Annotated in this window: 7 protein-coding genes; 4 read left to right on the forward strand and 3 right to left on the reverse strand. The window is 59.8% G+C overall.

Going from position 1 to position 15,306, the window contains the following annotated elements:
- Positions 1-28: 28 nt before the first annotated feature.
- The 4 genes from XI09_RS04360 (at position 29) to XI09_RS04375 (ending at position 8,012) form a co-directional block, all read left to right on the forward strand.
- Complete coding sequence (locus XI09_RS04360; RefSeq protein ID WP_271565784.1) at positions 29-445, forward strand: DUF6088 family protein; 417 nt, start codon at positions 29-31, stop codon at positions 443-445.
- Complete coding sequence (locus XI09_RS04365) at positions 435-1,367, forward strand: nucleotidyl transferase AbiEii/AbiGii toxin family protein (RefSeq protein ID WP_271565785.1); 933 nt, start codon at positions 435-437, stop codon at positions 1,365-1,367. The genes XI09_RS04360 and XI09_RS04365 overlap by 11 nt, the downstream gene beginning before the upstream one ends.
- Before the next feature lies 1 nt (position 1,368).
- Positions 1,369-1,494 (forward strand): hypothetical protein, encoded by a 126-nt coding sequence (locus XI09_RS04370; protein ID WP_271565786.1) that lies wholly within the window; start codon positions 1,369-1,371, stop codon positions 1,492-1,494.
- A 566-nt stretch (positions 1,495-2,060) separates the two neighbouring features.
- Positions 2,061-8,012 (forward strand): DUF3320 domain-containing protein, encoded by a 5,952-nt coding sequence (locus XI09_RS04375; RefSeq protein WP_271565787.1) that lies wholly within the window; start codon positions 2,061-2,063, stop codon positions 8,010-8,012.
- Between the two features lie 528 nt (positions 8,013-8,540).
- On the opposite strand, the gene XI09_RS04380 is transcribed toward XI09_RS04375, so the two are convergent.
- From XI09_RS04380 to XI09_RS04390, 3 genes are all read right to left on the reverse strand, one after another.
- Positions 8,541-8,843 (reverse strand): hypothetical protein, encoded by a 303-nt coding sequence (locus XI09_RS04380; RefSeq protein WP_271565788.1) that lies wholly within the window; start codon positions 8,841-8,843, stop codon positions 8,541-8,543.
- Between the two features lie 103 nt (positions 8,844-8,946).
- Complete coding sequence (locus XI09_RS04385; protein WP_271565789.1) at positions 8,947-11,631, reverse strand: AAA family ATPase; 2,685 nt, start codon at positions 11,629-11,631, stop codon at positions 8,947-8,949.
- Positions 11,632-11,760: 129 nt separating this feature from the next.
- On the reverse strand, positions 11,761-15,303 hold the full coding sequence (locus tag XI09_RS04390; protein ID WP_271565790.1) for an ATP-binding protein: 3,543 nt from the start codon (positions 15,301-15,303) through the stop codon (positions 11,761-11,763).
- Positions 15,304-15,306: the final 3 nt, after the last annotated feature.

The raw sequence follows: 15,306 nt of genomic DNA on the forward strand, positions 1-15,306 counted from the left end.
ATGTCGGGTTTTTGCAAGGAGACCGATCATGCCTCGCAAGCACACATTGCGCGAAAAGATAGAACAGCGGATCGCCCGTAAGAAGGGCGAGGACGTGTTCCTGACGCGCGAGTTCAAGACGCTCGGCGGCGAGGATCAGGTACTGCGCGCCTTGCGCAAGCTGGTGGACGAGGGGCGCTTGGTGCGGCTCGGTTATGGCGTCTACGGCCGCGCAACTGTTTCGAGCCTCAGCGGCAAGCCGATGCTCTATAGCCGCGACGGCTTTGCCGGCGTGGCGCGTCAGGCGCTCGACAAGCTCGGCGTTGAATGGGAGCCGACCGAAGCCGAACGCGCGTATAATGAGGGCCGCTCCACGCAGGTGCCGGTGAACCCGGTGGTCCGGGTCAAAGGCCGCTTCTCGCGTCATCTACGGTACCGCAACGCGGAGCTTGTTCTTGAGCGATAGCCCAACCCTCGAACAGCTACTCGAAGTCCAGGAGCATTTTGGGTTGCCGGGCCCGGCGCTTGTCGAGAAGGACTGGTATGTCGTCAAGGCACTGGCCGCGATTGCCGCTGTCGATACCGGTGACTTCCGGCTCGTGTTCGGGGGCGGCACGGCGTTAAGCCGCGCCTACAAGCTCACCAAGCGTATGTCGGAAGATGTCGACCTCAAGATCGTCCGCGATAAGGCTCCGACGCGCGGCGAGCTCCGGAAGTTGCGGAAGACAATTACCGATGCGCTGCTGGGCGCGGGCTTTGTCTTCGATCCCGAGAACAGAGACCATCGCGTCACGATGTACGAAGGGCGTTACACCAAATACCAGTTGCCTTACAAAGCTCTCGCCGAGGGGAAGGGCATCTTGCGGCCCGATGTCCAGATTGAAACTTCGGTATGGCCGCTGCGGCGAGATACGGTGGATAAATCCGTGACCTCCTTCATCGCCGAGGCCTATGGCCGCGATCCGGAATTGCCAAAGACCGCCTGTTCATCGGTTCTCGAAACCGCAGCCGAGAAATTCGTGGCGTTGACGTGGCGCGCCGGCTCCGAACTGGCCGGCTTGCGCGAGGAGCGCGATCCGACGCTGGTCCGGCATATCTACGATCTTCACATGATCCGCGGCGAGTACGATGTGAAGGCCGCTGCGACGCTGGCCCATGAAGTGATGCTCGCGGATGCCGCGACGCGCGGCGACAGTTTCTCGGCATGGAAGAAGGACCCTCTGGCCGAAACGCTGCGCGCGATCGAAGGCATTCCCAAGGACAAGGTGTTCGTGGACGGCTACGCGAATTTCCAGCGTGACATGGTCTATGGCGACAAGCCGGATTTCACGACGGCGATGGGCACGCTCAACGCGCTGGCCGATCATCTTAAGAAAGTACCGGTCTGATATGACGGCCGCAGCCGACAAACTGGGCGCATTGTCCGCGCAACGGCCTGCCGATCCGGTTGCGATGCCGGAAAGCGCGCTGTCGCTTGCCGAAGCGGTCAAACAATCAAGACATTATCGGGATTGAGCTCAGTGCCAGCCGTACCGAATGGTATCCCTACGCTGACAGCAGGATATCCCTCGTTAAGGCAGCTAACACGCCCAGAGGACCGCATGCACGAACCCATGCGCTCCGATGACCCGCAGTCGCGTTGCCGGGTCTCAAGCAGATAGGTCTCCACGCTAGCCAGAAGGTGCAGGCCCTATTCAGTGTAGCCGCGCGGGAGAGGCCCGGCTGAACGATCCGATCCGCGCGTTTGGGGCCTTGAACCGACCGCGGCCCAACGTGAGCGGCCGGAAACTTTTCCAAAGACCAAATCCGCAACACGTCGTCGCCGCACTGGGAAGCGTGCTCGTGCAGCGCGCCTCGACGCAGGAATCTGGACAGGAGCGCGCAAGTTATTCCATTTTCCAATGCACAACTCCAGAATACTCTCGAATTGCAGCAGTGATCTGGCCTATAATTTCTAATTGCGCGAAGTAAACAGTATTGGTACGCGGCGGTTCTGCGAAAGAGCTACGCGGTTCAGCTCCGCGCACATTTATCGGTTCGAAGACGTTTGTCGTAACGTATTTTTTTTGGGGGCAAGTAGGTTGGAGCAGACACGAGCTGGGGGATCGGCGGCGGGAACGCTCAAGATAGTTTGCACCGCCGCGAACAACATCAACGTTGCCTTTTATCAGAACGCGATTCCAATTATCCGCGAACTGGCGCTCGAAAATAGTGAAGGCCGCGACCTGAGGGAGCTTTCGGTGCACCTCACGTCGGAACCCGCGTTCATGACGTCGGGGGTCTGGCGTATCGAACGAATTGAGGACGGGGCGACCCATCGCATCCGTAGTTTGGATCTCAAACTGGATCCAGCGTTCCTGGCGGGCATCAATGCGGCGAGACGGGCCGAGTTGCGCATTCGCGTCGAAGCGGCCGGCGATAAGCTCGCCGAAAAGAGCGTCGAGGTAAATCTGCTGCCGCCCTCGCACTGGGGTGGCGTTAACGCGGCGCCTGAACTGTTGGCAGCATTCGTTAGGCCCACCGACCCCAGCGTCGATGTCATCCTTCGGGAAGCCTCGGGCAAGCTCGCCGCGGCGGGACGCGACGATGCCATGGACGGCTATCGCAAGAAGACCAAGGCGAGGGCTTGGGAGATCGCCGACGCCGTCTGGGCGGCGCTAGTTTCCCACTCGATCGCATACGTCCTTCCACCCAAGAGTTTTGAGCGCTCCGGCCAGCAGATCCGGGCGCCGAGCGACATCCTCTCTCGCCAAGTCGGCACCTGCCTGGATCTTACGCTTCTATATGCGTCCTGTCTCGAACAGGCCGGCCTCAACCCGGTGCTCGTTCTGACTGAAGGGCACGCCTTCGTCGGCTCGTGGCTCGTGGATGAAGACTTCTCGAGCCTCGTGATCGACGATCCGCAGATGCTGCGCAAGCGCGTCCAGCTCGAAGAAATGGTGATGGTGGAGACCACGCTCCTCACCGGCGTACATCCGGCACGCTTCAAGCAGGCCGTAGAAGCCGGCAGAAAGCTGATTGCGGAGGACGCGACATCGCCATTCGAACTTGCTATCGACGTCAGGCGGGCGCGAAGCGCCAAGATCCGACCGCTCGATCTGTCCGGCTCCGGCGAGCCAACCATCACTGCGGCGGCCGCAGCTCCCATTGTGCAAGAAGTCGGTGACGTTCCGCAGTTCGAGGAGGATCTCGACAAACCACGCGAGCCCGTTTCCGAACGGAATCTGGATCGCCTGGAGATCTGGAAGCGCAGCCTTCTCGATCTCACGCTAAAGAACCGACTGCTCAATTTCAAGGATACGAAATCCACTATCGCGATCGAGTGCCCCGATGCTGCGATGCTGGAGGACAGGCTGGCTGACGGAGAGCGGTTCAAGCTGCTGGGCAGGGCGAGCGTGCTGGACGGCAGCGACGGGCGCGACACTGCGCTGCTGGCGCAGCGCCGGGATGACGATGCGCGTAGGGATTTCATCAAAGACGCAATGGTCCGTGGCGATCTGCACACGACCGTTCCGGAACCCGAACTTGAAGGGCGCTTGACCGAGCTCTACCGGGCCTCCCGGCTTGCTTTCGAGGAAAGCGGCGCCAATGTCCTATACCTGTGCCTCGGCTTTCTGAAATGGACGCCACAAGACGGCGCCGGACCCTACCGTGCGCCATTGATCCTCGTTCCGGTCCAGCTCGAGCGCAAGAGTGTGCGTTCAGGGTTCCGCCTCGCGCTACACGAAGACGAAACGCGGTTCAATCCGACGCTGCTGCAGATGTTGAAGCAGGATTTCGAGTTGTCGATGCCCGAGTTCGACGGCGAGTTGCCGCAAGACGATGCGGGCATCGACGTCGGCGGTGTCTGGAAGACGCTTCGACGTCACGTCAAGAACATCAAGGGCTGGGAAGTCACTGAGCAGGCCGTACTCTCAACGCTGTCCTTCACGAAATACCTGATGTGGAAAGATCTCGTTGATCGTACCGAGATTCTGAAGCGCAATTCGGTTGTCCGCCATCTGATCGATACCCCGACCCACACCTACGATGACTCCGGCGCTGCCTTCGTCGCCCAGAACACCATCGACGAAATCGTTGATCCGGCCGAGCTCTTCACGCCACTATCGGCCGATTCCTCTCAGATCGCAGCCGTCCTGGCCGCGCAACGCGGGGGTGATTTCGTGCTGTTCGGCCCGCCGGGTACCGGCAAGAGCCAAACAATCGCTAACATGATCACCAACTGCCTCGCCCACCAGAAGACGGTGCTGTTCGTGTCGCAGAAGACGGCAGCGCTGGAAGTGGTGAGGCAGCGCGTGAACGCGATCGGGCTCGGCAACTACTGCCTCGAGGTTCATTCAACGAAGGCTCAGAAGTCTAGCGTGCTCGAGCAGCTTGCGACTGCCTGGCGCGAACGCAATCTCGTTACCGAGGAACATTGGTCGACTGCCGCCAGCGAACTAAAGCGGCGGCGCGACCAACTGAACAAGCTTGTTTCCGCGCTGCACCGGCGTCGCACCAACGGGATGACGGCCTACGAGGCCTTCGGACGTGTCATCGCCGATCGCGAGCGGTTTCCAGATATCGGACTGACATGGCCTGCCGGTACGGTACACACTCCCGAAGACCTCGTTCGGATGCGCGAGATTTGCTCGGATATCCGCACCGCACTCGAGGCCGTGGGTGATCCCGTCAACCATCCACTCAATGGCATCGAGCATACCAAATGGAGCCCTGCCTGGGTGCAGTCGCTTCAGCAGTTGGTCGATAGCCTCCATCTCGCTTTATGGGAAGTTAGGAAGGCTGCCGTTGATCTGGTCTTGTCTATTGGGCTCGACGGCGCTGCTGGCGACGACGCCCTGCTGCCACAACTGATCAAGCTCGTCTCGCTCATGTTGCAAGTTGATGCCGCGGACGGGGCGCTTCTGCTCTCGGCCGAAGCACCAGAGCGCGTGAACGCCTTGTATGACCTTGCCGATGTCGTAGGCCGATTGAACGAAAAAAGCTCGAAGCTTTCCGTCCAGTACGATCTCAGAGCGGCGCTGCTCGATCTGCCGTCGCTCGAGCGTGATTGGACGGACGCGTGCGCGTCGAATGTCCTCGTGCGAGGCGGCCGGAAAAAGAAAGTCAGATTGGCGCTGAAGCCATACTGCTCGGGTGAAGTTCCGGAGGACATCGGTCGAGACATTGTCGTGCTACAGGAACTCGCCATCTTGCTGCGCGAGATCGAGAATATGAAGCCTCGCTTCAGGGACATGGAGCGCCTTTGGCGTGGACCCCAAAGCGAGGTGTCGCGTTTCCAAGGACTGATCGACTGGGCCACAAGCGTGCGCGATGCGGTCGATGCCTATCCTATTGACGGCATGGCGCCGGATCAGCTGCTCTTGCATATCCAGGACATGCTGCTTCGCGATAACTCTCGCTTCCGACCGAGCGGGCAGGTCCGCCATGCATTCGAGGCGATGTACAAGGCATTTCCGACTATGCACCGGACGGCCAAAGAGCTAGGTGCATGCATCGGTCTCGATGATCCGGAGGACATCGTCAAGATCGAAACCGGCTGGATTGACGCCCTCCTCCAGCGAACCAAGAACTGGAAGTCAAATGTTATCAAGGCTCCGCAATGGGCCACTTGGCGTTGGGCTGCTCACGCGGCGCGCGTAGCAGGACTGTCCCCTCTTGTCGATGCAGTCGAAAAAGGTGTCGTGGATGGGACGGCCCTCACGAGTGTGTTCGACTATGCTTATGCGCGCTGGATCGCGGAAACCATCGTGAATGAGGACGAGGTTCTCAGTAGTTTTCTGGCCGAGAAGCACGAGGCCGCGATTGAGGCGTTTGTCGCCGCCGACCGAAGAATCGGCGAGCTCGCCAGAGACATCGTGAAAGCGCGCATTGGGGCGGCAATACCAACTCAGACCAATTTCGGCAAGGATCCGGAATGGGGCACGCTTGCGCGCGAGATCAACAAGAGGGCGCGTCATATGCCGCTTCGGCAGCTGTTCGGCCGCATCCCAACCGTGCTGACCCAACTCGCGCCGTGCGCGATGATGAGCCCGCTTTCCATTGCACAATACTTGCCCGCGGAGGCCAAGCCTTTCGACGTGGTAATCTTCGATGAGGCCTCGCAAATCCCGGTATGGGATGCAATCGGAGCGATCGCGCGCGGCACCCAAGTCGTTATCGTTGGTGACCCGGAACAGCTGCCTCCCACAAGTGTGGGACAACGTGGCGTCGATGATGAGGACGACGATGGTTCAATTGTCCATAGCCAGCAGAGCATACTCGACGAGTGTCTCGCTTCGAACATTCCAAGCATGCGACTATCCTGGCATTACCGAAGCCGCCACGAGAGCCTGATCGCATTTTCAAACGTCAAATACTATCGCGGCGAACTGACGACCTTTCCCTCTCCGGTCACGCGCGATACCGCGGTGCGCTACGTTCATGTCGAGGGCGGCGTCTACGAGCGGGGCGGCGCCAAGGTGAACCGGAAAGAGGCTGAGGCGGTCGTGGCTGAGGTTGTCCGGCGCATGAGGGCGTCCACACATTCGATTGGCGTCGTCACGTTCAACGGCGAACAGCAGCGGCTGATCGAGAACTTGCTCGATCAGGCCCGCCGCGCCGACCCGGCACTGGAGTCGCATTTCGACCGCAACCAGACCAGGGAGCCGATCCTCGTCAAGAATATCGAGAACGTACAGGGCGACGAGCGCGACGTGATCATCTTCTCGGTCGCGGTCGGGCCCGACAAGACCGGACGCGTCACGGCCCAGATTTCCTCCCTGAATGGCGATGGCGGGCACCGCCGTCTCAACGTCGCCGTCACCCGCGCACGACGCGAGCTTCTGGTGTTCGCGACATTGCGGCCCGAACAGATCGACCTGGGACGAACGAGCGCCAAGGGAGTGGTCGACTTCAAGCACTTCCTTGAGTTTGCCGAAAACGGCGCCCGCGCCATTGCCGAAGCCTTCTCGCCGACCGGGCGAGACACGGAATCGCCGTTCGAGGACGCCGTGATGCGAGCTCTTCAGGAGAAGGGGTGGGAGGTGCATCCGCAGGTGGGCGTCTCCTTCTTCCGGGTTGATCTTGGAATCGTGCATCCGGATTTTCCGGGGCGCTATCTCGCCGGCGTCGAATGCGACGGCGCCGCCTATCACAGCTCGGCGACCGCGCGCGATCGCGACCGCCTCCGCGAAATGGTCCTCACGGACCTTGGTTGGCTAATCCGGCGGATCTGGAGCACCGAATGGTGGATGGATTCATCGGCCGCAGCGGAAAAGCTTCACGCAAAGCTGGTGGCCGATCTCGACGCCGACCGCGCTTCTCGTCCGAGAGTCGACATTAAGGAAGAGCCTGCGCCTCCACCGGAAGTGATACCGTCCATAGGCGGGCCCGACCGGTCGGCTGATGTCGAAACCTCCGGCGCAGAGACGCAGGCCGAAGAGGGGCAAATCGAAGTTACGCCAGAACCGGCAAACGACGACAGAGAGCCGATCGAGGAAACAAAAGTCTACGCGCGGGGACCGGCAAACGAGGGGCGGGACGCAGCAAAGCCGGCGGCCGCGTATGTCAAGGCCGACCCTGCTAGCGTGGCTACACCCGACCGAGAGCGCTTCTACGACGTCGACTACCGCGGAACGCTGCGTAGCATGGTCGATCACGTCGTTGAGATTGAGGGCCCAATCTATTTCGATGTCCTGGTCGAGCGGATAGCCCGCATACACGGTTTCATGCGTTCGGGCGAGACAGTGCAAAAGATCGTCGCTGCGTCGCTCGGTCGTAGTCGCTTTCCGACAACGAAAGATGGCGAGCGGCAGATTGTCTGGCCGCAGGATGCAACGGCTCACGACAGCACTCCTTACAGAGGCGCCGGCGGTCGTGATCACGGCGACATTCCCCTTCCCGAGTTGGCAGGTCTTGCCGCGATGCTGCGGACGAGCGGCCTCGAGGAGGAGGAGGACATCATCCGGGGCATGCAAGACCACTTCAGCCTGGGACGCCTCGCAGCATCGACGCGCGAACGCTTTGAAGCAGCTGTGGCGGCGGCTCGCTGAGCGTTACAACTTCGTTTCGCACTTTTAGTCCAGGCATCTACTGATGCGCTCCTGTGCGGGCACCCGCGGTCCCGCTGGCGTGCAGAAATGGTTTTAGTGGAAAAGCTAGTACCAGCGCTCCCGGCGTTCGACCGAAACATGGAAATCGCGGTAAAGGTGGATCGTAAAGTGGGGCGAGGCACCTTGACGCAGCAGCCTCAACAGGAGGGGTCATGAACTTCGCAGCAACCGTGGCCGGCGCCGCGCATGAGCCTACTCTTCATTGTCCGCACTCCAGGAATGAAATCAAGCTGACGGAATCGCTCCCAGCTCCGTTACTGGAGGAAACGCGCCGACGCTTTCATGACCATCGAATCCCCGGGCATCATTCCCTCTTCCGATGAGCGTGAGGACGAATCAGTCGTAACCCGAGCGTAGGTATGCATCCATTGGACGTCCATGCCAAAAGCTCTTCGACAAGCCTGCATCGGTTCACGCGTGGCGGCATGCGCTGCAAACTGCGAGTAGCCGGGGCTGCTACTCCAGGCGTTATTCAAACAGGCGCCGGCTCACGTTGATGATGAATCCGGCCGGCGCCCCGATCAAGGCGCCGAGCAGACCGTAGCCGGCCGCAGGCCATGCACCGCCGGTCACTGCGCCGTAGAAGAAGCCTATTCCCGTGCATAGGACCAGCATGCCAATAAGGGTCTGGTCGTTGCGCTCCTCGATCCGGTGAAACCGCAGCTCACGCGGGCTTTGAATGTAGGGCCCGGATGGCTCCCTTGAGCCGCAATGCGGGCAGCTCGCCGCGGAGAATGACACCGATCCCCCGCAGTCGTGGCAGTCGATCAATTGCTGTCGTCGCTCGAGCCCCATGACGGTTGGAATGATAGTGAGCGAGCGATGGTTTGCAACAGCAGCGCTACGGCCGGCAGTTGCAGATCCAATTCCCTCGTTATCTCGTCGGCTTCATGCTCGGGCGTTTGGATTCAGCGGCTTGGTGTTCCGCCCTGAAATCCGCGATAAGTGTCTCGATCGCGGCCAGGTCGGCCTCAAAATCTGTTGGCGTTGGCGTTTGTACCGCCGCCACTTCGGGGTTGTCATGGCTGTGCGTGTTCGCCTTGGTCATCCCGTCGTGAAATTTGATGGCGAGCGCGTCCGCTAAATGCACGAAGCGCAGCTTCTGCGTCTCAACGCGGTCTGAGCCACGTCGTACGACATCGCAGAAAATAACTTCCTCAACCGCGCGTTCGTAGGTGTCGCGCAAGCGACCGTAAAGATTCTTCATGCCCACCTCGTAATCGGCAGGACTTATCGTGTACTGTTTCTTAACTGCAACGCTGTCGTTCTTGATACGTTTGAGCCGCTTATCGACGTTGAGACCTTTCCAGATCACACCTACTGGGTCGATCTTGCCAGCGTTGCTGCCATCGGCAAACAGTGCGATCGTGTGCAGGGGGGCGCGTTCGGAATCGGCTTCGTGGCAAAGATCATTGAAGAAAATCAGATCGTGCGTGAAAACAATGACCTGCCGTTTTTGGGCTTCGGCGACGATCCGCTGAGCGACGCGCAACCCTCGCTGGCGGTCGAGTGAGGAAATCGGATCGTCGATCACGATTGGTCCGGCCCCGTCCGTAACGGAGACCTCAGTAAAAAAGGCGGCCAGCGCAAGCGCACGCTGCTCACCCTCGCTCAAGATATCCGAAGCAAACTTCGTCAGCGCCGTTCCCGGATTGGTTTGAAAGGATGCCGTGGTCTTGCCGCTCTTTCGCGCAAGGGCGACTTTCAGGTGGGCGATCTCGAGCGCGTCACGCTCTGTCTTGTACTGGTCGAGCACAACCTTCGTTAAGTGCACATCGACGAGTTCATTTGCCCGTTTGGTGATGGCGGTTGTGACAACCTCCGCAAGTGCGTCGGCATATTGACTGTCCTTATGGAGCAGGTCGCGGCGTTTCTTCAAGGTTATCGCGCTGAGGGACATGCCCTTGCGATCCTCGAGCTCCGCGCGCTCCTCCGAGAGCTTGGCCCGCGCTGTATCATCATAAGCCGCCTTGGCCGCATCGGCCTCTCTCGAAACAGCCTCCGCCAAAGCTTGCAGTGCGGCGGAAGGCGACACCAGCTGCGGCGGAGCAGCTTCCGCCCCCTTACTGCCTTCGAGGAGTGCGTTCAGCAGTGCGCGGCGGCTCTCGACACATATTTTGAAATTAGCCAATGCTGCGCCTAATGCTGCATCGCGCTTGGTGATTTGATCGAGGCGCACGCCCCAATCCGCGGCGGCAAGACAATCGAGCGCCGGCACGGAGCTGCGAAACTCTTGCACGCGAGTTTCCGCATCGTTGGCCGCGGTGGCGATCGCGCCGACCACGAACGCTTCGAAGCGCTCGAGTCTGTCCGACCCTTCGGCGGTTAGTGGTTGAAGGCAAAGGACGCATGTGGCATCCTTTTCCTCGGTGGTCACAACGGGAAACGGCTGGCCCGCATATGCCTCAGCCAGCGAAAAATCCCGTGCCGCCTGCCACAACCGGCGCCAGCTCTCACTCCCGATGCCCGGTAACGGCTCATCCTTGAACAACTTGCTCGAGTCCAGCCCCGCCAGACTCCGAGCTTCGACCGCCGCCGTTTTAGCTGCGCGGGCTTGCTCGATTCTGGCATCCGTTAGCGCTTCGAAAAGGGCAAGGCATTCGGTGCTGACCTTGCCGATCCACGTTGCTAACGCAGTGAGATCGGCACCGGTGGTAGCGCCCCCCGACAACAGCCGCGTGAGCAGGTCGAGGCGATCCTGGTCGTTCTCGGAAAACGCACATGCGTTGTCGATTTGCTCGTCGGTCGTTTTGGCACTGAGACTCGAATAGAACAATTGTGCTGCCGTCTGTCGCGGCAGTGCAAAATGCACAATGGCGGCCGAAAGCTGGTCCGTCACCGGCTTGCGCTCGGCGTCGAGAGCCGCCTTAAGTTCGAGGCAAAGCTCGTTAAGCTTGTGCGGCAGGGCGAGGCCGAAGGGTAGGAACTGGATGTTGCTGCCGCCGTCGACATACAATTGCGCAGCACTGCTATCGAAGACGGCAACATGCAGGAGCGCCTCGTGCGCCTTGCCGCCCGAAGTCCATGTGACGACCTCCTCGGCTCCCGCGTTTTCAATCTCGATGTCGGCTTTCTGCGGTCCGTGACTCGTGCCATAGACGTCCGCGAGCACTTTGAGCTTTTCAGGCTTTTCGACGCGCGTCCGACACGCCGTTCGAAAGATTCGCACGAATCCGCTCTTGCCGCTCCCGTTGCGTCCGTAAACGACGGTCAATCCCTGCGGCGCGAAGGTGAGCGTTGCTGCAGGTACGAGCCTGTTGACATTCTCAACGTTGCGGATGGCCTTAATGTGCAGTGGCGCGCCGGCCGAAGCCGACCCAAAGTGCGCTTTCTCAAGCGGGATCGGCTCCGCAGGTTTGGGGGTCAAGGCAAAGCCAACGCTCGCCTTTATGAGATTCAGCACCTCGGAGTGGTCGGCTTTTGTGAGAACGGAATGGCAGGCAAGGCGTCGCAAAGCGTCCTGCTTCCACGGCGAAAGCTTCCCCGAAGACCATGCGAGAATGTCTTCGATGGCGCCCCCGCCCTTCAGGCGTCCGGCGGCGGTTGTATCGTCTTTCATTGTTCAATCTTTGCGGTAACAAGGGAGCACAAAATCACAATCGAAGGTTTCGAGGTGCGCGCAGGTCAGCATGCTGACTCGGCCTTTTGAGCCTTGAGATTGGGTATTGAAATTGGGTTTGCAGGCAATCTACGCAACGTCCTTCATCGCAACCACACGGGGTTCAAGAATCGCTGTCGATACGCGACCGCCGAAAGTCGTGCGGGCGAGGTCTACCAAATGCTGATGGTGGGTGAAGAATAGCACCTGCGTTTTCTCTGCCAATCGTTGCAGGATCTTGAACCCTGCGGCGGCACGCGCATCGTCATAGTTGATAAAGAGATCGTCGGCGATAAACGGCACCGGCGCGGCATGTCCCAGGTACTCTTCGACCGCCGCGATACGCAGCGCCATGAACAGCTGATCTGCGGCTCCTTCACTGAGGCCGGATACGGTCACCGTACTATCGTCGGGACGGACACCAGCCAGATGCGGGACGTCCTTCTCGTCATATTCGAGAGTGAGCTGTTGGAACGAACCTCCGGTCAGAATGGAAAACAGCTCTCCTGCCCGTTTGAGCAAGGGCGCCTGCTTTTCTCGCCGAAAGCGCTCGATCATCCATCTGAGGACCAGCGAGGCTGAACGAACGCGCGCATATTGGGATGCTGCTTCCCTCATTTCCGCCAAAGCCGCCTGACGGTCTGACGCAGCTCGCGCTGCTGCGGCGTCACCCCCCACAGCTTCGAACATCCGTGCAGCGTCGTTACGACTTTGGATTGCAGTTAATTGGCGGACCCTTGCCTCCTTCAGGGTCTCCCTCAATGTCTGCTCGTGAGCCTCCGCTTGATCCAGATCGATGCTACGGCATTCCTCGGCAAGCTGTTCTACGCCAAACCCGTCGCCATCGGCGTCGAGCGCGCTCCCCAACTGGCCGCACTCATGCTGCAGCTCACGTTGCCGATCGGACTGACGAATAGCGGCGCGCAGGGCGTCGACCGAGTCGACACCGGCTGCGCGCTGCAGGCCAGCGATCATGGCCTCAGCATCCTTCCTCGAGCTCACGCATTCATCCAGTTTCTCTTGCGAACGCTGTGCGGTTTCCCGTTTTTCATCGCGGGATACGGCTGCCTTTCTCGCCTTATTCAGTCGCGCATGAAGCTGAAGAACTGCTTCATCTGCGCTCAAAGCCGAAAGCTGTGGCGAAACAGAGTTCACAAGCCTTTGGACGTCCTCGGCAAACGCATTGATATCTCGTTCGATTTTACCGATGCGGTCGTATTGGAGGTCAGCAATCCTGATGGACGTCTCCCTCATCTGATCAATCGCTTCGACCTGTTCCTGGATCGTTTCAATCGGATCTCCAGATCGGAGATTGAGCGTCTCCAAAGCTTCCTTCCATTGTGCGTTCCAGACGTCGCGTTCTTGCTCAGCGCTTTCGACGGCGGCGCGTTTGCGTTCGACGTCTACTTTGACCTTTCGCTCCTCAAGGGCAAGCTCATGTCTCCTTTGCGCATTGGTTTCCTCGGTGCGAATGAGCGCTTCGGCGGCTGCCAAGATGCCATTCAGCGGGAGATCATCCGCCGAGTCGGCGACTGCAGCGTTCTGCATCAAGCTGACAAGCTGCCGCTTCGCGGCGGCGATCTGCGCTTGAATCGACGTCTCTGCTCGAGCCGCGGCCTCGCGCTTCGCAATCAGGTCAAGCGCGTCATCTCTCGATTCGAGCCACTCCAGCATTTCATCAGGAGAGAGCGGCGTGCCGGTCAGGTCCTTCCACAGCGAGAACCAGGCGGCATCCAATTCATTCCGCGCTTCGGCTAACGAGGACAGTTCCTGCTTGTGGGCGTCTAGAGCATCTTCCTGGTCCGCGATCTGCCGAGCGAGCACCATGGCCGCAGCTGTCGACTCTGCATTCTGGAAACGTTCATCTGCGGCGGTGTCGGCCTGGACGACGGCTGTCTCATACGCCTTGATCAGCGCATCGCCCTTTGCGAATTCACGCTCTTCTGACTCCGGGACCGCGGTGTTGTCCACATGCTGACGTCGAATGATGGACCATCCCGCATCTCGGCGTTCCCGCAGTGTCACCAAGTCCTCGACGGAGACGATCTTTTCGTCGGATACGCGACGCGCGTATGACTTTCGATTATTTTCGACCGCACGCGTCAACTCGCGTATCGCGGTTTGCCGATTGCAAATGTGAGTTTCGAGCTCACGAAGCGCATCACGATGCGCCCTCACCGCGGCTTCGGCTGGGATCTTCGCTGCATACAAATTGCTTTCGTTGGTGACAGGCGGATTCATCGCCGCCATTTGCCGCTGACATAATTGTTCCGCCTCGTGGCGTTCTTGCTGAACAGTGAGACGACGGGCGTCGAGATCTCCCAATGCGCGAATAGATTTTACGAGGCCTAACAGAGGCGAGAGATCTTGCTGCGGCGCGATCGCTTCGATTCGTGCCTCCAGATCAGACAGCTTATCGCTGGCATCCTTGACCGCCGCGTGAGCGTTCATAACGGCTGCGACCCGAGCGCCGCGAGAGGTCAATAATCCACGGACCACCGCGACGTTGGCGCGCGGCGGAATCTTGTCGACCAGATCCGCAGTCGAACCGGCCCATCCCAGTTCAACTGCCGCTCGCTTCAGGAGCTCCTCCGCTGCGGCTAGCTCGGCCCGCCGTTTTGGTAAATCGGTCCGGCCCGAAGCAAGTTGTATACTGCGTTTTGAAAGGCGTTCAATTTCCGCTTCATGCAGAAGAATGTCGTCCTCGATCACAAGCGCGGCGATCTCTGCATTGATGACCGCGATCTGTTCGTGGAAAGCGTTGATACGCGTTTCGGCCGTTGCATTGTCAGCGGACGCCTTCTCGAGCTGTGCCTTCGCGTCGGGAGGCAGATCCGGAACGATGCCTATGGCTGCTATCTCGGCCTGAACGTCGCGGAGACTGCGCACGCTGCGATAGACGCGACGAATGCGCGAGAGTTTCGCAAGTTCGGTGGCTTGCTCTTCGATATCTTGATCGATCTGGAGACAAGCATCGCGCGCCTCTTCAAAAGCGGATTTCAACTCCTGCCATTTGCTTGCCGTGACTGTGTGCTGGCGTAGTGCCGTATCTGCGTCTTTGAAACGATCTTCCGCCTGGTAGTATTTCCGGTGACCCGCCTTACGGCTGGCCCAAAGGCCATCTGCTTCTTTCTCCATGGCGATTAGCCGGTCACGCAGGCCGGATACGCCGGCCCCAGCGGCGAACAACGTCGCACCGATATCATCCTTGGCCTGAATGATGTCGCGACCACCGACCCGCAGGCGCTGGTGATCAAGACAGAACATCCGGCAGAAGAACGCGCGGTCTGTTCCGCCAAGCAGCGGCACGAGCAGTCCATCGCCAGTCGCGAGGGGTAGATCTTCAGGGCCCAGCAGGGTGTCCCTATTGCCCTTCCGGCGCCGGATCGACAGCGGCTGACCATCGTGTTCCAATGTGGCGCCCACGCGCAGCGCCGCGTTTTCATGAATAAAATTGTGTGGCGATTGCCCCGGAATGCCGAACAACAGATCCTCGATCGCCGATATGGCTGTCGATTTTCCGGCTTCGTTCTGCCCGTACACGATGTGAAAATCCGGCCCGGAGGATGGAAAATGAAGCGAGGCGTCGGTGAAGTGTCCGTAACGGATCAGGTCAAGCGAACGAATGCGCATGGA

The sequence above is a fragment of the Bradyrhizobium sp. CCBAU 11386 genome (assembly GCF_028128955.1).
Classification (GTDB): Bacteria; Pseudomonadota; Alphaproteobacteria; order Rhizobiales; family Xanthobacteraceae; genus Bradyrhizobium.

What these genes read in the sequence shown, in the direction of transcription:
- XI09_RS04360 (WP_271565784.1), top strand. Translation starts at nt 29, where the DNA reads ATGCCTCGCAAGCACACATTGCGCGAAAAGATAGAACAGCGGATCGCC.
- XI09_RS04370 (WP_271565786.1), top strand. Translation starts at nt 1,369, where the DNA reads ATGACGGCCGCAGCCGACAAACTGGGCGCATTGTCCGCGCAACGGCCT.
- XI09_RS04390 (WP_271565790.1), bottom strand. Translation starts at nt 15,303, where the DNA reads ATGCGCATTCGTTCGCTTGACCTGATCCGTTACGGACACTTCACCGAC.
- XI09_RS04385 (WP_271565789.1), bottom strand. Translation starts at nt 11,631, where the DNA reads ATGAAAGACGATACAACCGCCGCCGGACGCCTGAAGGGCGGGGGCGCC.